The 21,761-nt window shown below is 44.5% G+C and carries 21 protein-coding genes; 2 read left to right on the forward strand and 19 right to left on the reverse strand.

Going from position 1 to position 21,761, the window contains the following annotated elements; genetic code table 11:
* Positions 1-70: 70 nt before the first annotated feature.
* Positions 71-928: an alpha/beta fold hydrolase gene (locus DACET_RS15650; RefSeq protein ID WP_013011456.1), complete on the reverse strand. Its 858-nt coding sequence runs from the start codon at positions 926-928 to the stop codon at positions 71-73.
* 13 nt (positions 929-941) lie between these two features.
* The gene (locus tag DACET_RS11040; RefSeq protein WP_013011457.1) at positions 942-1,520 is read right to left on the reverse strand and encodes a TetR/AcrR family transcriptional regulator; all 579 of its coding nucleotides are present in this window, start codon (positions 1,518-1,520) and stop codon (positions 942-944) included.
* A 175-nt stretch (positions 1,521-1,695) separates the two neighbouring features.
* Between DACET_RS11040 and DACET_RS11045 the strand changes: the two genes are divergently transcribed.
* Both DACET_RS11045 and DACET_RS11050 read left to right on the forward strand, forming a co-directional pair.
* Entirely contained in the window at positions 1,696-2,670 is a 975-nt protein-coding gene (locus DACET_RS11045) for a YitT family protein (protein WP_169304228.1), read from the forward strand.
* Positions 2,671-3,018: 348 nt separating this feature from the next.
* A complete protein-coding gene (locus tag DACET_RS11050) occupies positions 3,019-4,146 on the forward strand; it encodes a Fic family protein (protein ID WP_013011459.1) in 1,128 nt (375 codons plus the stop codon).
* Positions 4,147-4,465: 319 nt separating this feature from the next.
* On the opposite strand, the gene DACET_RS11055 is transcribed toward DACET_RS11050, so the two are convergent.
* The 17 genes from DACET_RS11055 to DACET_RS11130 form a co-directional block, all read right to left on the reverse strand.
* On the reverse strand, positions 4,466-5,509 hold the full coding sequence (locus DACET_RS11055) for a glycosyltransferase family 4 protein (RefSeq protein WP_013011460.1): 1,044 nt from the start codon (positions 5,507-5,509) through the stop codon (positions 4,466-4,468).
* A gap of 11 nt (positions 5,510-5,520) precedes the next feature.
* On the reverse strand, positions 5,521-6,648 hold the full coding sequence (gene ftsZ / locus DACET_RS11060) for a cell division protein FtsZ (RefSeq protein WP_013011461.1): 1,128 nt from the start codon (positions 6,646-6,648) through the stop codon (positions 5,521-5,523).
* A gap of 101 nt (positions 6,649-6,749) precedes the next feature.
* Positions 6,750-7,985: a cell division protein FtsA gene (gene ftsA / locus DACET_RS11065; protein WP_013011462.1), complete on the reverse strand. Its 1,236-nt coding sequence runs from the start codon at positions 7,983-7,985 to the stop codon at positions 6,750-6,752.
* Positions 7,985-8,668 (reverse strand): cell division protein FtsQ/DivIB, encoded by a 684-nt coding sequence (locus DACET_RS11070; protein WP_013011463.1) that lies wholly within the window; start codon positions 8,666-8,668, stop codon positions 7,985-7,987. The genes ftsA and DACET_RS11070 overlap by 1 nt, the downstream gene beginning before the upstream one ends.
* On the reverse strand, positions 8,668-8,796 hold the full coding sequence (locus DACET_RS16685) for a hypothetical protein (RefSeq protein WP_283804956.1): 129 nt from the start codon (positions 8,794-8,796) through the stop codon (positions 8,668-8,670). The genes DACET_RS11070 and DACET_RS16685 overlap by 1 nt, the downstream gene beginning before the upstream one ends.
* 49 nt (positions 8,797-8,845) lie before the next feature.
* A complete protein-coding gene (locus DACET_RS11075; protein WP_013011464.1) occupies positions 8,846-9,742 on the reverse strand; it encodes a D-alanine--D-alanine ligase in 897 nt (298 codons plus the stop codon).
* On the reverse strand, positions 9,732-11,120 hold the full coding sequence (gene murC, locus DACET_RS11080; protein ID WP_041230357.1) for a UDP-N-acetylmuramate--L-alanine ligase: 1,389 nt from the start codon (positions 11,118-11,120) through the stop codon (positions 9,732-9,734). The genes DACET_RS11075 and murC overlap by 11 nt, the downstream gene beginning before the upstream one ends.
* Position 11,121: 1 nt before the next feature.
* The gene (locus DACET_RS11085; RefSeq protein WP_013011466.1) at positions 11,122-12,165 is read right to left on the reverse strand and encodes a UDP-N-acetylglucosamine--N-acetylmuramyl-(pentapeptide) pyrophosphoryl-undecaprenol N-acetylglucosamine transferase; all 1,044 of its coding nucleotides are present in this window, start codon (positions 12,163-12,165) and stop codon (positions 11,122-11,124) included.
* Positions 12,158-13,255 (reverse strand): putative lipid II flippase FtsW, encoded by a 1,098-nt coding sequence (gene ftsW / locus DACET_RS11090; protein WP_013011467.1) that lies wholly within the window; start codon positions 13,253-13,255, stop codon positions 12,158-12,160. The genes DACET_RS11085 and ftsW overlap by 8 nt, the downstream gene beginning before the upstream one ends.
* The gene (murD, locus tag DACET_RS11095) at positions 13,248-14,498 is read right to left on the reverse strand and encodes a UDP-N-acetylmuramoyl-L-alanine--D-glutamate ligase (RefSeq protein WP_013011468.1); all 1,251 of its coding nucleotides are present in this window, start codon (positions 14,496-14,498) and stop codon (positions 13,248-13,250) included. The genes ftsW and murD overlap by 8 nt, the downstream gene beginning before the upstream one ends.
* Before the next feature lie 3 nt (positions 14,499-14,501).
* Entirely contained in the window at positions 14,502-15,587 is a 1,086-nt protein-coding gene (gene mraY, locus DACET_RS11100) for a phospho-N-acetylmuramoyl-pentapeptide-transferase (RefSeq protein WP_013011469.1), read from the reverse strand.
* Positions 15,577-16,935: a UDP-N-acetylmuramoyl-tripeptide--D-alanyl-D-alanine ligase gene (locus DACET_RS11105; RefSeq protein ID WP_013011470.1), complete on the reverse strand. Its 1,359-nt coding sequence runs from the start codon at positions 16,933-16,935 to the stop codon at positions 15,577-15,579. Before DACET_RS11105 ends, mraY begins: the two co-directional genes overlap by 11 nt.
* Positions 16,929-18,383 (reverse strand): UDP-N-acetylmuramoyl-L-alanyl-D-glutamate--2,6-diaminopimelate ligase, encoded by a 1,455-nt coding sequence (locus tag DACET_RS11110; protein WP_013011471.1) that lies wholly within the window; start codon positions 18,381-18,383, stop codon positions 16,929-16,931. The genes DACET_RS11105 and DACET_RS11110 overlap by 7 nt, the downstream gene beginning before the upstream one ends.
* Positions 18,361-20,049, reverse strand: a complete 1,689-nt coding sequence (locus DACET_RS11115; protein WP_013011472.1) for a peptidoglycan D,D-transpeptidase FtsI family protein — start codon at positions 20,047-20,049, stop codon at positions 18,361-18,363. Before DACET_RS11115 ends, DACET_RS11110 begins: the two co-directional genes overlap by 23 nt.
* Complete coding sequence (locus DACET_RS11120) at positions 20,039-20,338, reverse strand: hypothetical protein (RefSeq protein ID WP_013011473.1); 300 nt, start codon at positions 20,336-20,338, stop codon at positions 20,039-20,041. Before DACET_RS11120 ends, DACET_RS11115 begins: the two co-directional genes overlap by 11 nt.
* 318 nt (positions 20,339-20,656) lie before the next feature.
* Positions 20,657-21,583, reverse strand: coding sequence for a 16S rRNA (cytosine(1402)-N(4))-methyltransferase RsmH (gene rsmH / locus DACET_RS11125; protein WP_013011474.1), 927 nt, complete (start codon positions 21,581-21,583; stop codon positions 20,657-20,659).
* Positions 21,531-21,758 (reverse strand): hypothetical protein, encoded by a 228-nt coding sequence (locus DACET_RS11130; RefSeq protein WP_013011475.1) that lies wholly within the window; start codon positions 21,756-21,758, stop codon positions 21,531-21,533. Before DACET_RS11130 ends, rsmH begins: the two co-directional genes overlap by 53 nt.
* Positions 21,759-21,761 lie beyond the last annotated feature (3 nt).

Consider the following 21,761-nt stretch of genomic DNA (forward strand, 5'->3'; position numbering starts at 1 on the left):
ACTAATGGGTCTGAAGTTTACACTGTTCCGAGCTCACAGTTTAGAATCATACAAACTATTCATGCATAAACTAAAGCGCAACACCATCCCACTCAGTAATAAAATCATCTATATAATGAGCAACATCATCCGGTCTGTCTTCCTGAGCGTAGTGCCCCGCCTTTTCTATTATCTGTGTTCTTGTAGGTCCGGCAATCTTTGCTTTCAGTTTAAAAGCAGTCTCTTTAGGCATGAAGCAATCAGCAGCTCCCCACATCACCATTGTCGGACATTTGATTTTTGTATAGTCCACATCAGTATCCGACTGCTTAGCATCAGTAGACACTCTGATAAGGGATTTGAATCCTGTCAGCCCGTCTCTGCCCCAATATTGCAGGTAATTCTCCTTCACACTTTTATCTGTAAAAGGCGTGCCGTCATAGCTCCCCATCCTCATCAGACCGGGAAATCCTGCCGCTGTCTGTGCCTGAGCCTGCATCAGTATTTCATCTGGAGCACCATCCAGAGCAGCGAGTATTTCGACCTCGCACACAGGCCAAAGGTCAAAACATATAGGATCAAGCAGCACCAGCCTTTTGATATAATCACAATATCTGGAAGCAAATACCTGAGAAACACCGCCGCCGTGATCGTGCCCAATCAGTATCACATTTCCTTTCAGCCCGAGCTCTTCTATAACTAATTTTAGAACTTCTGCCTGATTCATAAGTGAATGCTCGAAGTCATTAAGGGGCATGTCAGACCTTCCGTACCCCACAAGGTCTATAGCATAAGTCTGATATTTACCCTGCAGTCTATCCTGAACATGACGCCAGAGTCTGCCGTTAGTAGGGATACCGTGGACAAAAAGGAGGTTTTGTCCCTTATCGCCTTTTTTATCAACATGAACATTAATATCTAACCCTTCAAAATTTACTTTTACTTTCATTATTTTACTCCGCCTAATCCAGCACTTTCAAAAAGCTGGATACTATTATACTAAGTTTTTCTACAGAAACACCTGAACGGCTCACTACAAACAGCCCCTGAGCATTGTTCAGCAACACCATAGCAATATGTCCGGCATCAAGATCACTGTTGATCTCGCCCATCTCCTGCCCTCTTTTAACAGTCCGGTGAAAAACACTTTCAATATATTCTAACGATTTTCTGGTCTGCTGCTGTACATCTGCGTGATGCTCTCCTAACTCTGTAAGCGAGTTTGTCACAAGGCACCCGTTGATAATGCAGGGATCGTCCACATCTCTTATCCGCTGGTTAAAATACTCTTCTATTGCTTTCCTTGGTGAAGGTGCGGTCAGAAGAGGTTCCAGATTATTCTCCAGTACATTTTTGTGATAATACTTCAGCGCTGCCATAAAAAGCTCATGTTTGCTCTCAAAAGTATCATACAAGCTTTGCTTCCTGATCCCCATCTCAGCAAGCAGGGTGTTTAAAGAAGTCGCCTTATAGCCCTGTGACCAAAAGGTAAGCACTGCCTTAAAAAGCACTTCCTTCTCGTCAAACTGTTTCTGTCTCATGTGTTCCTCGTATATTGCAATATAGTTCTGGACTGTTTAGTCAAGTATTGCTATTTTTGACCAGTCAGTCAAGAAGAAATACGTCATTTTTAAATAATTCCTCATCAGATTGATAATGAATAAAATTTTAGAATATGTAATTTGATAACTCTCAGGTTTTATGCTACACAATAATATGCTTCATAAAATACTCAAAGATAAAAACTCACCAAAAGAACACAGGCACAGAGTCTCAACAAAGACTAAACGCCTCATAATACCTAAAAAATTTACTATCTCCAGATGGATCACACAGAATTTCTTTATCATCCTCGGGAGCGCAATATCAGCCTTAGGATATGTATTATTTCAAATCCCATTTGACCTTGCGGCAGGCGGCATCACAGGACTTGCTATTATCCTGCACCAGTACCTCCCTATAACAACAGGCATGGCGTATCTGCTTTTAAACATCCCCCTTGTCATATTGGGGTATTTCAAACTGGGCAAGATGAAGTTCCTCGGCTCAACGCTAATTGCTGTAATAACATTTTATATATTTACAGATTTCTTTGTAATATACCTGCCAGGAGCCTTTAAGCAGTACCCTATCTCTCAGGATTTGCTGCTGAATGCGATATATTCCGGCATCCTGTTCGGAATAGGGATGGGTATAATCTACAGAGCGGGCGGAACTCTCGGAGGTACAAGCATTCCCGCAAGAATCCTACAGCAGAAAATGGGCTATCCACTCTCGCAGTCATACATGTTCACAGACCTTTCAATCATATTCATAGCCGGCTTTATTTTCAGTTGGGAAATAGCAATGCTTGGCGTGCTTGCTCTTGTACTTTCAGGCATAGTAACCGACTTTGTCATGGAGGGGAGCAGCCAGGTTCGTACCGCATTTATTATCACCAAGCACCCTAAAGTGCTCAGCAACACACTTATGGCTGAACTCGGCAGAGGTGTCAGCACATGGATGATCAAAGGCGGATACACCGAAGCTGACCAGACAATGGTTTACTGCACAGTACGCCGTTCGCAGGTGAGCGACCTGAAATACCTTGTAGCCGCTGTTGATGAAAAAGCATTTCTCGTAATAGGAACTGCCCAGCAGGCATGGGGTGGAGTTGGCTTTAACCAGCTTAAACACCGCAAAGCTGACTAACATCTCAACACCTCTGACCTTTTCTTAAACCCTTCACAAAATTAATTAATAATATTCTTACGTCTAAATACAGTTTGCTAATGCTTTTAACCTGCATTCTTCATAACTTCTTCGAATTTACATTCATACTAACATAAAAAATTACATTTCATCTTAAAGATCACAACAACTAATCCTCCTCCATCTTTTAAACTATTGATAAACAACACTATAACCATATCTCTTTTTTACATTTTTCATTACATTTTATATGTAAAATTACTTTACATTTGAAATAGATAATGGTATATAACTACCTATAGTTCATAGATTTTAGTATTACATTTTCTGTATAACGAGGTATTACATATGGTTACGAAAAGAGTTACAGCAACATCAAAGGTTTTCCTATTCAGCGATTCTTTCGATAAAAAAATACTCAACGAATTTCTAACCAGAGCAGCAATCCTAAACACCACCATCAGCGACATTCCAATGCTCCCTCAGCAAGCATCAGACATAGATACAGAGATCATAGCCTCATCTATTTCAGGCACAGCGGCAATAGATGGTAATCCCTACACAGAAAGCGATATCCGCTCGGTCATGGAAAAGACAGATACAGAAAACTACTCACTCAACCACAAAATAGAGATAGAAAATCTGATAGCAGCCTATGAATCACTTGATTTATTTTCTGCTGAAGGTAAAAATTTTATAATAACTGAGGAATTCATTAAAAATCTGCATCATTCTTTAACACAAGACCTCACTTACAAAGGCAATACTCCCGGATGCTACAGAGACAAGCTCGTCAAGGTCGGCTCTGAACAACACGGCGGCATTTATCGCCCTCCGTCAACCAGAAACGACATTGAACAGCTCATGAAATCTTTCATCGAATGGATAAACAGTGACGAGCTCCTGAACGCCTCTCCATTCGTCCGCGCAGCCCTTGCACACTACCACCTTTCACTGATACACCCTTTCTTCTCCGGCAACGGGCGCACAGCAAGGCTTCTGGAGGCATACATCCTGCACTCTGCCAATATCCGGCACGTATCAAAAATGCTTGCAGGTTATTATTACCGCAACATGGACAGGTACTTCCTCTCCTTTAGCCAGACTAAACGCAAGAGCAAAGACACCACACCGTTTCTTCTCTTTGTACTCGAGGCAGTTAATGCATGCCTTGATGAGTTGAAGGAACGTGTCTACGGTTATCTTTATGACCTGACTATGCGGGAATACCTGAGCATCATGAAAAATGACGGTGACCTGAACACAAGACAGTACGAGCTTGTGCTTCTTATGATGGAAAAAGATATAGAGATTACACTCACAGGACTGCAGACCAACAAACCTTTTGTTTACCTTTACAGCGATGTTACTGAACAAACCGCAAGAAGAGATTTAAAAAAACTGACGGAACTGAACTTACTGAGTAGTGAGGATGGAAAATCTTACTCTCTATGCTTTGACATGCTTTCTTTCTGATATTATTGAGTTTTATTAAAGCCTCACTATCGACATCTGCTTTTTTAAGCATTTGCCGTGCCCTATGGCACTCCTTAGCTGCTTTCAGCTATTGTGCATGCATTTAAGTAAGAGTTGATTTTTCTGAACATAATCCCATATTAGTTGTATCATAGAAATGTACATCAAATGTACAAAGTGAAATCCGGAGCATACGGAGTCGGAACAATTATTTAAGTGTCACAACATATAAACCGCACTCCTTGGCTGCCGCTTATCTTGAACGATAATCGGCTTTAAATATTAAAAGTCGGAGTGTCTTATGAGATGCTCCGGCTCTTTATTTCAGGAATTTACTGAATTTGTCTCCAAAATCATCAAGACTGTAAACGGTCGTAGACCTGTCAAAATCATTAAGCAGCTCTGCAAGAGCCTCCCAGTCGTCTTTAGGGTATACATTTTTAGATATCTCAGGCAGGACACCTGTATCAGATGTTATGAGAGGTACTCCGCACGCCATGGCTTCCATACCGACACGGCAGATCGCCTCTGAACCGAGAGAGGAAACAACGCACACATCAAGGCAGTTGTATATGTCCGCAATATCATCCCTCTTTCCTGTTATAACAGAGATATGTCTTATCCCATGTTCATCCAGAGCCCTTTCAACATCTGATGTGCTGCTGACAGCATCAAATCCGGCTATTACAAGACGTATGTCCTGACGACCGCCGTGATAAAGCTTTGCAACTGCTTTTATGAGGTTACTATGCCCTTTGATCGGGTCAAACCGTCCAACTATACCCACAACAAAATTATCTTCGCCAAAGCCAAACTCGTCCCGAAGCTTTATTCTGGCAAATCCGCTGGGTTTAAAGACTTCAGTATCCACACCGCCATAAATAACATTCAGCCCTATTTCAGGCGTGTTAAGTATATCCATGTACTGCTGTTTAATAAACTGTCCGGATGTGACAATGGCATCAGTGCATTTATTATGAAAGACTCTGTTCAGCCTTCCGTTTTTCGGCGGACGGATGTCGCCTCTGACACGGATTAGCTTATATTTCTGTTTAGTAATACGCCTATAGGCAAAATACCAATAGAATTCACCCCTGTTGCATATGATAATTTCCGGCTGAAAACTCATCATAAGCTTGTCCATGGCGCCCATAGCCGACAGCACCCGAAACGGGTCTGATTTGTTGATATCGACCTCGAAAGTTTCGAGGCCGACACCATGAGCTTTAAGGACAGGAGGTGTACCAGGTAGACCGCACACAACGACATCGTGTCCTCTGCGCTTGAGGACAGACGAAAGGTTCACGGCATACCAGGCAGTTGCGTTAAACCACCTGACGTTTATCACGTTCAGGATACGCACCTCGTACTCTTCTAATCCGCCTGATTTCTGAGGTAAGCCGGAAGCTCGGATTCCTCTTCATTGAAATCAGACAGAGTTTTTAACCTGTGATCGTTCTTTCTTATACTGCCGAGTGTTCTCTTTATATCTTTCCCCGATGTTGCTTTCTCGGCAAAGCTTTCAAGGTCTACTGCCTTTTTTTCACGGGCTTTACCAAGACCTGTTGCAACAACAGTAACCCTGATTTCGCCGTTCATGTTCGGGTCAAGCACAACACCTTTAAAGATGTTCGCCTCTTCTCCGGCAGCCTCATAAATCTTAAGTGCGATGTTCTCCATCTCGTGCATACGGAAATCCATACCACATGTAATGTTAAGCAGCAGTGCTTCTGCGCCGGCGATGGATGCATCTGTAATAAGCGGAGAGTTAAGAGCGCGCTCAGCAGCAACGAGGTCTCTGTTCTCCCCTTCACCGACACCGATACCCATGAGAGCCATCCCTTTGGAGCCCATGATCGTACGGATATCAGCAAAGTCGACGTTCACAACGCCACTGGAGTTAATAGCATCAGAGATCCCCTGAACGCCCTGACGCAGAACATCATCCGCCATCTTGAACGCTTCATCAAAGAGTGTATTCTCTCTGCACTGATCCAGTATTTTATCGTTATGGACAGTAATATATGTGTCAACATGCTCTTTCAGGAACTTAAGCCCCTGATCGGCAAATGTATTTCTCTTTTTACCCTCGAAAGCGAAAGGTTTTGAAACCACGGCGACAGTAAGTGCGCCCAGGTCTTTAGCAATGCTTGCGATAACCGGTGCTGCGCCTGTACCTGTTCCGCCCCCCATGCCTGCTGTTACAAAAACAAGGTCAGCCCCTCGGAGCTGCTCTTCAATCGCTTCCATATCCTCTATTGCGGACTTCTTCCCCACTTCCGGGTTTCCGCCTGCGCCAAGACCTCTTGTTATAGTTGTCCCCAGCTGAATTTTAACCGGAGCAAGGTTCGCCTTGAGCGCCTGAGCATCAGTATTTGCCGCGATAAAATCGACATCCTCTATGCCCGCCCTTATCATGTTGTTTACAGCATTGCCGCCTGCGCCGCCAACACCCACAACTTTGATGACCGCATTACTGGCGATCTCTGTGAATTCAAACATTTTGTTCCTCCTGCAAAAGCTCGTTTTGCTGATTGTCCCGTTTAAGCTCGATACAAATTTCCTGTCATTGCAGCATAAACCGCAGCGACTTCACTTCCTGATTAAAAAAACTCTCCGAACCAGCTCTTCATTCTTCCGAGTACATTTACAAATGCCTTCTCGTCCGAGCCGGAGAGTTTGTTACCCTGCTGATGTCCTTTCCTGGCTGCTACCATAGCAAGTCCAACAACAGTTGCGTATTTAGGGTCTGTCACATAGTCCGCCAGTCCGCCAACCTTGTCCGGTTTCCCCAGCCTGACAGGCACCCCAAGAATCTCTGCGGCAAGATGCTCTATCCCGTCATGATTAGCCAGACCGCCTGTTATAACGACTCCGGCACCGAGATGATCCATCAGACCTTTATATTGCAGTTCCCCTTTGAAAATCTGAAAAACCTCTTCGGCTCTCGCCTGAAGTATCTGTGTCACCACAGGTTTTCCAACTTCTCTCGGCGGACGCCCGCCAACAGTAGGAACCTCTATCACATCATCTTCCTCAACCATAGGCATCCAGACACACCCATGCTTAATCTTCAGCTTTTCAGCTTCAGACTCCGGAGTGTTCAGCCCTATTGCGAGGTCTTTAGTAAAGTTTCTGCCTCCGATAAGAAGGGCTGCCGTATGAAACACAGCACCTTGTTTATAAACAGCCAGATCAGATGTCCCGCCTCCGCCGTCTATAATGCACACTCCTATCTCTTTCTCATCGTCACTAAGCACAGACTCTGAAGAGGCAAGTTGCTCTAAAACTATGTCATCAACGATAATTCCGGCTTTTTCACAGCTTTTCACTATATTCTGAGCACTGGATACCGCACCTGTGATAATGTGAACATCAGCTTCGAGTCTGACTCCGGTCATTCCCACCGGGTCTTTGATCTCGCTCTGCCCATCCAGAATAAACTGCTGAGGAAGTATGGCAAGTATCTCGTTGCCAACAGTAATATTAGTTGCAGCGGCTGTTTCTATAACTCTTTCAACATCTTTATGAGTAATTTCACGTCCGCCCTTAACTGCTATTGTTCCTCTCTGGTTAAAGCTTTTTATATGTCCGCCGGCAATACCAGCGGTAGCTCTTTTAATCTGAACGCCAGACATGCGCTCTGCTTCTGCCACAGCATCTTTAATGCTTGCGACAGTTGCATCAATATTCACGACCACACCCCTGCGGATACCCTCACTGGGAGCTTTGCCCAGTCCGATAATATCCAGACTTCCGTCTTCGTTCTTGCTCGCAACAACAACACATATTTTTGTTGTGCCGAAATCAAGACCGACAAAGATGTTGTCTCCTGCCATTACATCACCCCTTTGACATATATTTTATCGGGTATGCGCATATCCACATACTCAATGGATTTATATCTTTTCTTTACAGTGCTCTGATAGACTTTAAAGAGCTTTGCAAACTCTTCTCTGTCGTAGTTGCCGAGGATTCTTATTCCACCGTCAGAAACTGTGAAATAAAATTTCTTAAGCTCCACCTCAGCATCTTCCAGATTTGCAGTATTTTCGTAAATGCGGATAAACTCTCTGAAATCCTGCTCATTCACACTGCTGTCCATGCGGACTTTAGCTTCTTTGCAATCCTCTTTGATGAGAAGACCGCTGGCTGTCGCTGTAAAGCACCCTTTGGTTGTTGTCAGGCTAAAGACCGGAGTCTTCTCAAAAACAACAACTTCGAGTCTGTCAGGAAATACCTTCCTGACTTCCATACGCTCTACCCAAGTGTCGTCGACATTTTCTATATTTGTATTCTTAATATCAAAGATGCTTTTACCTACTAATGATTTGACCATATTATCAACTTTTTTCTGGTCAGCCTTTATAACACCTTTAACATGCACACTCTTCACTTTGAAATAACCGCTGTCTGAAAGTGCAACAGCGCCGGATGTGACGCCAATTACAAACAGACTAACGGTTAACAGCGCAAAGACTGTTACTGCCGCAAATCTTAAAATCCCTTTTTTCTTAGCCATTACTCAACTCCGTTTAAGTAACGTCCGCTCTTTCCTGTCGGACTGCATTGCTCTCGCCTTTCGATGCGTCCTGCATCTCCACGGCTTGCAGGCATAAGTTCCTTATTACCTTTATTCTGGTCTGTCACTGCTGAAAACTTAAGCCTTTCACTTAAGTTCTGTTCACAGTGGCTTCAACTACCTTTTATCTTTAAATGCTCCGAGGAGCATCTTTTCCACCATGTTATCAAAGCTCATTCCTGCTTTGTTTGCAGCTTTGGGAAGAAGGCTTGTTTCCGTCATGCCGGGGAGAGTGTTCACCTCCAGCACATACGGCGTCCTGCCGTCATACATAATATCCGCCCTTCCATATCCGCTGCATCCCAATACATCAAAAGCTTTCATGGCAGCATTTTCAACGCACTCTGTTTCACTTGCGGAAAGCCCTGTGTCAAAAACATACTCCGTCATCCCTTTGGTATACTTGGACTCGTAGTCGTAAACACCTTTCTTAGGTCTGATACAGATCACAGGGAGGGTTTCCCCGTCCAGAATGCTCACAGTCAGTTCAACTCCCTTAATACACTCTTCCACGATAACTTTTGAGTCATATTTAAACGCGTCTTCCAGTTTGCTGAAATACTCTTCTTCGTTCTGAACAATGTGTATCCCAACGCTTGAGCCCTGCCTTGCAGGTTTGATAACGCAGCATTCAAAGGGCATCCCCTTCTTTGGCGCATTAAGCTCTATATAATCAGGTGTAGTTACGCCACCTTTAATAAACCGCTCTTTTGAAAGTAGTTTATCAAAAGCAACCATATTTGCCTGATATGAAGAGCCGGTATATGGCATCCCTATGATATCAAGCATTCCCTGCACCCGTCCGTCTTCTCCGTATGTCCCATGCAGAGCGATAAAACAAACATCTGCACCGGCTTCACTTATCTTCTGCGCAACATCTCTGTCCATATCTATCAGAACTGTTTTATAGCCGAGGCGCACAAGGGAATCGTATGCAGCCTGTCCGCTACGCAGTGAAACTTCTCTCTCTGCTGACATCCCGCCGTAAAGGACGGCAACTTTTTTATCTTTCATTTCTTTTCATCCTCACAGCTTCAGAAAGCTCAAAAGAGAACTTTGTGATGCTCCCTGCTCCGAGTGTCAGCATGACAGTGCCGTCACATCCGTATTCATGCAGATATTCAAAAATCCCGTCAAAGCCAGGAATATATTTTACATTCTTAAAGCCTCTGGTCTTTATCTCTTTAACCATCGCCTCAGAGTCCACTCCATCAATCTTTTCTTCACTGGCGGCATAAATGTCTGTGATAAAAAGCATATCAGCGTCAAAAAACGCAGTGGCAAATTCCTTCATAAGTGCCGCCGTACGGGAATACCTATGCGGCTGAAATATAGCCAGTATCTTCTTATCCGGATATGCTCCGCGTACAGCCTTCAGCGTAGTTTTGATTTCTGTAGGGTGATGTCCGTAGTCGTCCATAACGATGCATTCGCCATCGTCATATCTTGATGTCAGTCTCCGCTGCACCCCTTTGAAGCCCTCAAGTGCACGTTTTATAGTGCGGAAAGGGATGTCAAACTGTGTTGCAACTGCTATTGCGCCAAGCGCATTCAGAACATTGTGCTCCCCCGGAAATCCAAGTTTGATTCGTCCGGCTTTCTCACCGCTGATAATGACATCGAATTGCATCGAAAAGCCTTTCTGCTCGACATTAACCCCATGAACATCCGCCTGTGCACGAAAACCGTATGTCACAAAACGTCTATCTATCAGCGGGATGAGGTCTGCTGTATTGTCATCTTCAAGACACAGCACGGCAGAACCGTAAAACGGCACCCTGGAGATAAAATCTGCAAATGTTCTTTTAACATCCTCAAGGTCTCTGTATGTGTCCGGGTGCTCAAAATCTATATTTGTAACAAGAGCCACCGAGGGGGACATTAACAGAAAGCTTCTGTCTGATTCGTCCGCTTCCGCAACGATCACATTACCGCTGCCAAGGGTGGCGTTTGTATCTTTTGTATTAAGTATCCCCCCGACAACGACAGTCGGATCGAGCTTTGCAGCGTTAAGAATCTCTGCCACCATTGATGTTGTAGTGGTCTTCCCGTGTGACCCAGAGATGGCAATAGAGTATTTAAGACGCATAAGCTCCGCCAGCATCTCCCCACGCTTGATAACAGGAATGAAGTTATCCTTTGCACACACAAGCTCAGGGTTAGTCTCTCTGACGGCAGAAGAATACACAACGACATCAGCTCCTTCAGCATTTTCGTATCTGTGTCCTGTCTGTATGCTGATCCCCATGTTCTGAAGACGTTTGACATTGGCTCCTTCTAAAAGGTCGGATCCGCTAACATCAAATCCCATAGTGTGCAGAACCTCGGCAATACCGCTCATGCCTATTCCGCCGATCCCCACAAAATGGATGTTTTTAACTTTTCCAAACACCTTATCCAATGTTCATTCCCCCTGCTATCAGCTCCACGCTTTTGTATGTTTCTATCTTTTCCAGTGCATCTTTATAATTGTCATAATTCAGAGCAAAGCTTTTCATCATGCCTGTGAGCAGCTCCGGCTTTGCTTCTTTCTCGGTCATAACTTTAGCTATCCCCTTATCCTCTGCAAACTTCGCGTTATAAAGCTGATGATCGTCAGCAGATAGAGCGAAAGGGATATAAAGAGCAAGTCTTCTGGCGCTCATAACCTCAAACACAGTGCCGGAACCGGAACGGGCTATAACAATATCCGCCCATTTCAGAGCTTCAGCAACATCATCTATATAACCTGTCACTTCCAGTTTCTCTGAAAGCTCCACACCGAGTTCTTCATATTTTGCAAGTGTCTCATCTAGAAGCTTCCCGCCGGTCTGATGCCGTATAGTAAAACCAGCCTCAAGGAGCGATTCAGCAGCTTCAGTAACCTGCATATTTACAAACCTGCTCCCCTGTGAGCCGCCAAGAATAAGTATTTTTTTATTCATCTGCTCTTTTACAGGTATGTCTTTGAACATTTCCCTTACCGGATTCCCTGTTACAAGGGTTTTCCCCACTGCTTTTTTTGTATCCGGAAAAGATAGAAATACTTTCTCGCACCCTCCGGCGAACTTTCTATTGGTGAGCCCCATCACGCTGTTCTGCTCATGGAGATACATTTCTGCACCTTTCATTGACCCGACAAGAGCAGCAGCAGCAGAAACAAACCCGCCTGTGAGGAGGATTTTGTCATTCTTTTTTATAAGACGGTAACACTTGCCTATCTCTTTCATAAGCATAAACACAGACCTGACCTTACGCAGAGTGCTGACTCCGTTAATTGGTGTTTCTGACTGTTCATAAAAGGGATACTCAAGCTCTGACAGCACCTTGCGCTCAAGCCCACGCTTTGAAACGATAAAGAAACTGTCAACGCCAAACTGCTTCACATATTCCGCCACAGCAACACCCGGGTAAAGATGCCCGCCTGTTCCGCCGCCTGCAATCACTAGTCTAGTCATCCGCTCCCCCCTGTGCTTCTTCGGCACTGCGTATAAGTATACCAACCATAAAGAGCGACATGATCATGCTTGATCCGCCATAACTGACGAAAGGCAGCCCTATCCCTTTTGTGGGGAGCGCACCGGTGACAACACCGATATGAAGCCCTGCCTGCACCACAAGACAATATGCAATTCCGAATGTAAATATTCGTTTAAATTTATTCGAGTGCATCTTTGCAACCTGTACACAAGTATAAAAAAGTGCTGCAAAAAGTAATATAAAAAACACTGAACCAATCAGCCCTGTCTCTTCCGAAATAATGGCATATATAAAGTCTGTATGCGCTTCCGGCAGAAAGTGAAGCTTCTGGGAGGAGTTACCTATTCCCTTACCAAAAATCTTACCGCTGCCCACTGCCGCCAAAGACTGAATAAGCTGATAGCCTGTTCTGTACTGGTCAGCCCACGGATCAAGAAAGCTCAGAAGTCTCGCTTTCCTGTACCCCATCATCATCCCCGCAATAAGGATCGGAGAGATGAATCCGAGCATTCCGCCTATATGTTTAATACTCGCCCCTCCGATCAGAAACATGGCGAGCAGTATTGCTATCAACAAAAATGTAGTGCCGAAATCCGGTTCTGACAAAATCAGAGCACCCACAAGCCCAAGCAGTATTGATGCCGGCAAGAAACCCTTTGAGAAATCTTTCAGCCTGTCCTCTTTCTTGTCCAGATAATGTGCAAGGTATAAAACCAGCGTAAACTTCGCCAGCTCGGACGGCTGAAAACTGAACCCAGGCAGCAGCAGCCACCTGTGAGCACCGTTTATCGGTCTGTAGAAAAACACTGCAACCAACAATACGAGTGTGAGGAAATAAAGCAGAGGAACATTCTTCCGCCATGTTACCAGGGGTACTTTATAGGCAGTGTACATAGCAAAAAATCCGACTATGACACTTACCATCTGCTTCTGAAAAAAGTAAAGCTCCTGCCTGCCAAGGGATATTGCCTGCATACTCCCCGCGGAAAGTATGAAAATAAGCCCACCCATCACAAGCACGAAGGTGATAACAAGTATTTTAAACCTGTTATCCTTTAATTCATTCATCTTCTTCTATCCTTATGCTCTGCACGAGTTCTTTGAAATGTGCTCCTCTGTGCTCAAAACCTCTGTGTTCGTCAAAGCTGGCACACGCCGGCGAAAGTACAACTTTCTGTCCTGCTTCTGCCACCTCTGCACCTTTCCGCACTGCACTTTCAAGACCCTCAGCTTTGTACAAAGGCACACTGATTATATCTTTCAGCGTGCTGTATATCTTTTCTCCGGCCTGACCATATGTGATCACTCCGGCACATTTTTCGTTTATAACATCCTTCAGTGCGGCAAAATTTCCGTTCTTGTCTTTTCCGCCCAGAATGATAACTATCCCTTCAGGCAAACCCTTCAGCGCTGTCAGAGTGCTGTGAATGTTTGTTCCTTTAGAGTCGTTTATATATTCCACACCATTTATTTCAGCAGCAAACTCACACCTGTGTTCCAGCCCAATAAGGTTTTCAGTGAGGTATGTTACATCACCTTCTAACCCTGCAATACTGTCAGCAGCAAGCAAAGCAAATGAGAGATTCAGCAGATTGTGCTCCCCTTTAAGGGGGAACTTATCTGTCGTACAGTAAAAATGTCCGAAGTCAAGCCTGCCATTGTTCACTTCCGGCAGAACCCTAACCGTATCTCCTTTATAAACTGATGATTTCTGCACCAAGTATTCATCATTTTCTATTATGAGTCTGCCTTCCGGCTTTAAAAACCTGAGCAGATTCATCTTATCGTCAGCGTAGTCATCCATGTCTCTGTATCTGTCCATGTGGTCTTCCGCAAGGTTTGTAACGACCACACAATCAGCAGAAAAATGCTGTAACATTCCTGTCTGAAAGCTGGAAAGCTCCACAACATAAGCACCATAGGCTCCACCTGTAACAGCTTCCGCATATGGCAACCCTATGTTTCCGCAAGCAACTGCCTCTAACCCGCATTTTTTAAGTATCTGCGCTATCAGTGTGGTAACTGTAGACTTCCCGTTTGTTCCTGTAACTGCCACGACAACAGTGTCAGTAGGTCTTTTTGCATCAGCAAGCTCTATCTCACTGGTATATATCTCAGGTGCATTTGCCATCTTCCGCAGATTTATCCCAGGGCTGACAACCACACAATCGTATTCATCTTTAAATTCAGCAACAGGGTGCATCTCAGCATTGCCGTCATCAAAGATATCAATTACGGTATAGCCTTCACCTCTCAGCAACTGTTCCGCGGCTCTGCCGCTTTTGCCGTAGCCTATTACTGCTGCCTTCATCCCTTACCTCATCTTCAGTGTAGATAAAGCCACAAGAGCCAGTATTATCGATATTATCCAGAACCGAATCGTTATCTTTGTCTCACTCCAACCGGCAAGCTCAAAGTGGTGGTGAATCGGCGCCATACGGAAAAGCCTTCTCCCCCCAGTCATCTTAAAAAAACCGACCTGAAGTATTACTGAAAGGGTTTCGATAACAAATATCCCGCCAACTATAGCGAGCACTATCTCATGTTTGGCTATGACAGCCACAGTTGCCAGTGCACCGCCGATGGAAAGACTGCCGACATCCCCCATGAAAACACTTGCAGGATGGGCATTAAACCATAAAAAGCCAAGACCGGCTCCAACCATCGCCCCGCAGAATATCGAAAGCTCTCCGGCATTGCGTATGTACATAATCTGCAAATAATCTGCAAACTTCACGTGCCCTGTCATATATGCTAGGATACCTATCGTGGCAAAAGCTATTACGCTTGGTGTGATTGCCAGTCCGTCCAGCCCGTCGGTAAGGTTCACTGCGTTCGAAGAACCGATTATCACAAAAACTGCAAATGCAAAGTAAAAATACGACAATTCAAAAACAACATTTTTAAAAAACGGTAGTGCAAGCTTGGTGGAATTTCCGCTTGTGTCAACCTGCATGATCATCGCTGTTGCTGCGACAGCGACTACTAGCTGTCCAAAAAATTTGGCTTTTGCAGATATCCCGTCAGGATTTTTCAGTATTGTCTTCTTGTAGTCGTCCACAAACCCCAGAAAACCGTATGCTGTGAACACAAAAAGCGTTATCCATATGTATGCATTGTGCAGGTCTGCCCACAGCAGACATGAAAACACAGCAGAACCGACTATGATAATCCCGCCCATTGTCGGTGTTCCCTCTTTCTCTTTGTGTCTGTCAGGTTCGTAACCTTTGGACTTCATATTAAAAGACATCTCCTGAAGCCTTCTTATGGCATAAGGCCCTATCAGAAGAGTAATAAGCAAAGCAGTAATTGCCGCATACGCTGTGCGGAATGTAATATAACGAAATACATTAAGAATACTAAGGTGGTCCGCAAGGGGAACCAGCAAATTATACAGCACTCTTCATCTTCTCCTCTTCCAGATGCCTGATGAGTTCTTCAAACTTCTGCCCGCGTGAAGCTTTGAAAAGAACAGTACCACAGCTCACTTTACTGATAAGCTGCATCGCCTCTTCACGGGTCTGGACTACTTTTATATTCCCTGTTCTCTCGAATCTCGCAAAGTTCTTGCCTACAAAAACGAATTCAACATTAGTGAGCTCTGACGCCTTCTTCATAAGCTTAAAGTAGAGCATCTCCTCATAGCCTTCTATCTCTCCCATCTCGCCGATGAAAGCTGTCTTCTTTTCTACAGGTATCCCTGCCAGATTTGTCATGGCAGATATCACCGATTCGAATCCGGCATTGTAAGTGTCGTCAATGACTTTTATACCGTCCACTTCTTTTATGCGTCCTCTGCCGTCTTTCGGCTGAAATTTTCTGATGCCTTTCATTACGTCTGTGTATGAAAGTCCGGCTGCCATACCTATTGCAATAGCCGGCAGACTGTTATTTACAAAATGACTGTAGAAGTGATTCAGCTTAAAACAGTAAGGAGTATTCCTTGTCACCGCTGTAAAGTAGAAATCACCATCAACAGTTCTGTTCACGTCGCCGAGTATAATATGAGATGCCATATCTGTTCCGAAGTACCTCACATCGGTCTTTTCCAGAACCTCTGATGTGACAAACCTCCGGCAAGAGTCTGCAATGTACAACACTCCTCTCTTCTGCATTCCGCTCACGATAGAGAGCTTCTCTTTCGCAAGCCCTTCGATGCCTTCAAATCTGCCTATGTGAGCATGACCTATCCCTGTCACAACACAGATGTCCGGTTTAATATATTTTGAAAGTGCCTCTATCTCTCCGGCACTGTTTGTCCCCATTTCAAAAACAGAGTAGCTTGTCCCCATCTTCATGTTTGCAGCGCATATAGCAACACCAAGCTCATTGTTAAAGTTGCCGTATGCAGTATAAACACGCTTTCTTGTGCGGAGCACTTCGCTTATCAGCTCTTTAGTTGTTGTCTTGCCGACACTCCCTGTAAGAGCTATTTTACGCCCTTTGTACCTGCCGAGGTTATACGCTCCCAGATCTTTCAGGGCGTAAAGCGCATCCGCAACCAGCACTTTATTACCTTCAATCTGCTCGTAAACATCCTCGTCTGTAACTATAACCATACATGCACCGGACTGAAGCACTGCCTCAGCATAACGGTTGCCGTCGGTTTTTTCCCCTTTAAACGCAACAAAACAGCTCCCTTTACGGGATTGTCTGCTGTCTATAACAAAGTTCCTGATCTGCTGATCATCCTGCACATGGGACCTGAGAACACCGCCCATGGCATTTATTGCCTGTGTGACTAGCATTCACTTACCTCCAGATGTTTCTTCACTTCTTCTCTGTCGTCGAAGTGAATCTTTTCTGTTCCGAGGATCATATAATCCTCATGACCTTTTCCCGCTATCAGGACTATGTCCTTTGGTTCAGCCATCTCAACAGCCTTCTGTATGGCTTTGCTCCGATCCGGACAGATGATAACACTGTCTGCATTTTCAAACCCTACAAGTATGTCTTCGATGACCTGTTGCGGGTCTTCTGTCCTTGGATTGTCGCTGGTAACTATTACCACGTCTGAATCAAGTTCAGCGGTTTTTGCCATCCTTGGTCTTTTGCTTCTGTCCCTGTCTCCGCCGCAGCCGAACACAGTTATCACCCTGTTTTCCTTAAAGCTCCCTAGAGCTTCCAGAACGTTCTTAAGGGCATCGTCTGTATGGGCAAAATCAACAAATATATACGCACCGTTTGACTTTTCAAACTTTTCAAGTCTCCCGGGAACATTTTTGAGGCGTTCAATACCACTTTTTATATGCTTTGCGTCAATACCAAGCATTATGCATCCGGAACCGGCAGCCATAAGGTTTTCAAGGTTATGTAGCCCGACAAGTGATGATTCCATTTCAATACTGCCCGCAGGATAAACGAATTTTGCCCGCAGACCTGAAAGCCCGAACCATATCTCCTCTGCTGTTATCTCAGATTTATTTGTAATCCCGTAAGATACTCTATCCACCTCAGCTTCTTTCAGCAGTCTTTCACCAAACTCACTATCTTTACCTATAACGCCAACACGGGAATACTCAGGAGTAAAAAGAATTTTCTTCGCCTCAAAGTATTCATCCATAGTCTTGTGGTAATCAAGATGGTCGCCGGAAAGGTTTGTAAATATAGCTACATCAAAAACCACACCGTTTATTCTGTGCTGGTGCAGAGCGTGGGACGAAACTTCCATCACCAGAGTGTCGCACCCTGCATCTTTTGCATCTCTTAATACTTTAAAAAACTCATATGTGGGAGGAGTTGTGGAATCCATATAAATAAATTTATCATCGTACTTAACCCCAGTTGTCCCCACCAAAACGGACTTGCGTCCTGCTGTCTTTAGTATTTCATTTATAATATAAGTCGTTGTTGTTTTTCCGTTTGTACCAGTTACAGCGATGGAGTCCATCTCTTCGTCCGGCTTGCCGAAAAAATTGCGGCAGGCACGGGCAAGTGCTTTTCTCCCGTCTTCGACTACGACTGTAGGCACTCCTTCAATCTTATGCTCGGCGACAACAAACGGTACTTTACCGCTCGCATAAACTTCAGCAGCGAATTTGTGCGAATCCACAGCAGCACCCTGAAAGGCAAAAAACGGCGCCTTTCTCTTAATGTTTCTACTGTCAATGTTGATATCTTTCACATCAGTTTCAAAATCCACGTCCAGATCGAAACCCTTGATGGAAAGTCCGTCAAGAAGCTGGGAGACTTTCATAAACATAGCTCCTTTTAATTCCGAGATGCATTGATACCTGTTCTGCCAGCTTACTGAATGTATATGCCGCTGTTGAGCCGCCATATATCGACTTCTTCGGTGAGCTGTAGAGAACAACCATCGCTATCCTCGGATTATCCGCCGGAAACATTCCAGCGAAACTTGCCACATAGTTACTCTTACTATATGTACCTGTGTCACTGTCTATCCTCTGCCCCGTACCGGTTTTCCCCGATATTTCGACATAAGAGGATCGTGCGTTCACTCCTGTTCCGTCTGTGACTGCGTCACGCAGCAGAGACTGAAGTGCTTTCGCTGTATTCTCAGAGAAAATTCGTTTCGCTTCAAATTTTGGTCTGTATGTATCGCCGCCATTTTCAACTTTACTTACAATTTTAGGATTTATGAGTCTTCCGCCATTTGCTATGGCACTATAAAAACGCACCATCTGAAGCGGGGTAACCATCACTTCCTGTCCGATAGATATAGAAGGTTTACTAAGCCCTGACCAATGCTTTGCTTCACGCAGTATGCCTTCTTCTTCTCCTAAACCGGAAACACCGGTCTTCTGTCCGAAGCCGGCATCTTTCATAAATTTATAAAACTCATTCTTACTAACCTTGTCTGAAAGCTTCACAGTCCCGATATTGCTCGACTTCATCAAAACCTGCCGTGCTGTTAATATCTTATAAGGGTGTACATCTCTTATAACATGCCCATACAGGCTAAACCGTCCGTTCTCACAATTTACCATCTCTCTTATGTTCAGATTTTTCTTATCCATAAGGAGTGAAAAGAGCACTGGCTTAAATATTGACCCGGGCTCAAAAAGAAACCCTGCGGAGTAATTCTTCCATTCAGACTTACTGTACTTTCCAAACTCGTTAGGATCGAAGCCCCCGGAGGACGCCGCAAACAATATATCCCCAGTGTATGCATCCATGGCAACTGCAATTCCCCTCTTCGCCATGAATCCGGCAGTGTCCTCTCGGAGTATCTCTTCGGTTAGTCCCTGCAGGTACTTATCTATTGTAAGATAAAGATATGTATCAATAGCTTTCTCTTTTCTTGTATCTTCAAAAACAATCCTCTTGCCTCTGTTATCCTTAAGACTGAGAAGGCGAAGCTTGTGCCCCTGAAGAATTTTCTCATATCTGTATTCCAACCCTCCCAACCCCTTGTTATCAACTCCTGTGAAGCCGATAACAGAAGCCGCAAGTTTCCTTTCCGGATAAAGTCTTTGTTCTTCAAGCAGATACTCAACATTTGGCACCTGCTTTTGTATTTTTTCAGCCCGGTCGATGTCAATATTTCTTTCGAGCCAGACAAAACTATCGTTTTTAAGTATGCGTGTCACAACATCTTTTGAAAGATGCAACCCTGCTTTTTTAAGTTTCAAGACAAATCCTTTCCTGTCATTAATCTCGCCTGCAAAAACATAGAGGGATGCTGATTTCTTATTCAGCGCAAGAGGTTCACCTTTTACATCAAGTATATACCCACGCCCTCTGGTGCTTTCCATAACACCTTTCGCCTGCTTCCCCGCATAGTCAGTATAAAACTCGCCTTCCCATAACTGCAAATAGGCAACCCTTGCAACAAGAGTGCCTAATGCTAGAAAAGCCAGAAAACTGAAAAAATTAATGCGGTTTCTGTCATTTGACATAAAACGTCCTTCGCACATCCGGAAGACTCAGTCCAAGTTCCCGGGCTTTCTTGTAAAGGTTCTCTGTGTCATATTCCTGTGACTTTTTATCCAGCAAAGACAGATATGATATCTCTGACCTCTCCATATTGTCTGAAAGACTGCTTATCTCATATCCTGTCTTAATGCACAGGTGTCTGACGTAAACCACGCTGAAAAGGAGCAAAAGAGACATGGAAGCAAAGAACAATGTCCGCATTCTAAGTCTGCCTGTTTGTGCTGGTGAACCTGAGAGTACATGCGCTTTCATATCTGCCTCCTTTTATTCCCTATCCTAGTTCATTATCGTCATTATAAACTTTTCACTGAAACAGCCTGATACAGAAACCATAACCAGCTCCCCTTACAGACTGCCGTGTCGGCAATAATGCCTTTTCGCAGTGACTTAATTATACTTAAACCCTTTCTGCAACCCGCATCTTCGCACTTCTGGAAAGCGGGTTCATACTGTTTAAGCAAATCAAAAAATACTTCGTGTATTTTTTGATCTACACTCGCCTGTATAAATATCAGGCTCGCTTCCTCTCCGCCTTACGGCTCCGAGAGGCACATCATGTGCCTTATAGAGCTAAACCCTTTCCGCAACCCGCATCTTCGCACTTCTGGAAAGCGGGTTCATCTCTAACTCATCTTCTCTGGGTTCCAGAGGTTTGCGGGTTATCTGCCTGAATGTACGTACCTTACTGCAATTGCATACAGGAAGCTCCGGCGGACATACACATTCCTTTTCAAATTCCCTGAAAGCATCCTTAACAATCCTGTCTTCAAGAGAATGAAAAGAGATAAAAGCTACACGTCCCCCCTCATCCACATAGTTTTCAAGCTTGCCAAGCATCTCTTCGATACTGTCCAGTTCGCTGTTCACAAATATACGAAGAGCCTGAAATGTCTTCGTTGCCGGATTTATGCCAGGCTTCTGAGCCTTTCTGGGTACTGCGGATGCGACTATCTCTGCAAGGCGTGTGGTGGTTTCAATCTTCTCCACCTCTCTTGCTCTTTCGATAGCCCCCGCTATATTCCATGCGAAGTTTTCTTCGCCGTATTTTTTGATTATGCTGCTCAGATTTTCTCTGGAGTAGCTGTTTACAACATCAGCCGCAGAGAGTGTATCGTCCTGATTCATTCTCATATCAAGGGGACCTTCACTTCTGAAAGAAAACCCTCTCTCCGCAACTTTAAGGTGGTACAGTGAAACTCCGAAATCTGCCAGAACAGATGTTACAGATGAGATACCGAGCTCACCAAGAACACGGTCAAAATCGGAAAAGTTTGAATGAGCAATGGTAACGTTCGGAGTGCCTTTAAAGCGTTCCTTCAGTCTTGCAACTGCATCGAGGTCTCTGTCCAGAATAACGAGTCTTCCTTTTAAAGAGATCTTCTCCAGCATTGCAGCAGAATGTCCGCCTCCTCCGCCTGTCATATCCAGAGTTATGCCATCCGGATCAACTGGCAGATACTTCAGCACCTCCCTTATCATTACCGGTATGTGCTTCATTCGTAATTACCACCCCGGCTGCTATGCCATCCGCACTGAGTCTGACAAAGCTACCTTTTTCCATAAACCTGTGGCACTCTTTCGCAAGTGTCTCACGACTCAGGTCTTTCATGTCGAAAACTGACAGGTCACAACCTGAATTTATCTTTCCGGCCAGCCAAGAAAACACTGACATAGT

Origin of the sequence: Denitrovibrio acetiphilus DSM 12809 (assembly GCF_000025725.1) — a bacterium.
GTDB lineage: Bacteria > Chrysiogenota > Deferribacteres > Deferribacterales > Geovibrionaceae > Denitrovibrio > Denitrovibrio acetiphilus.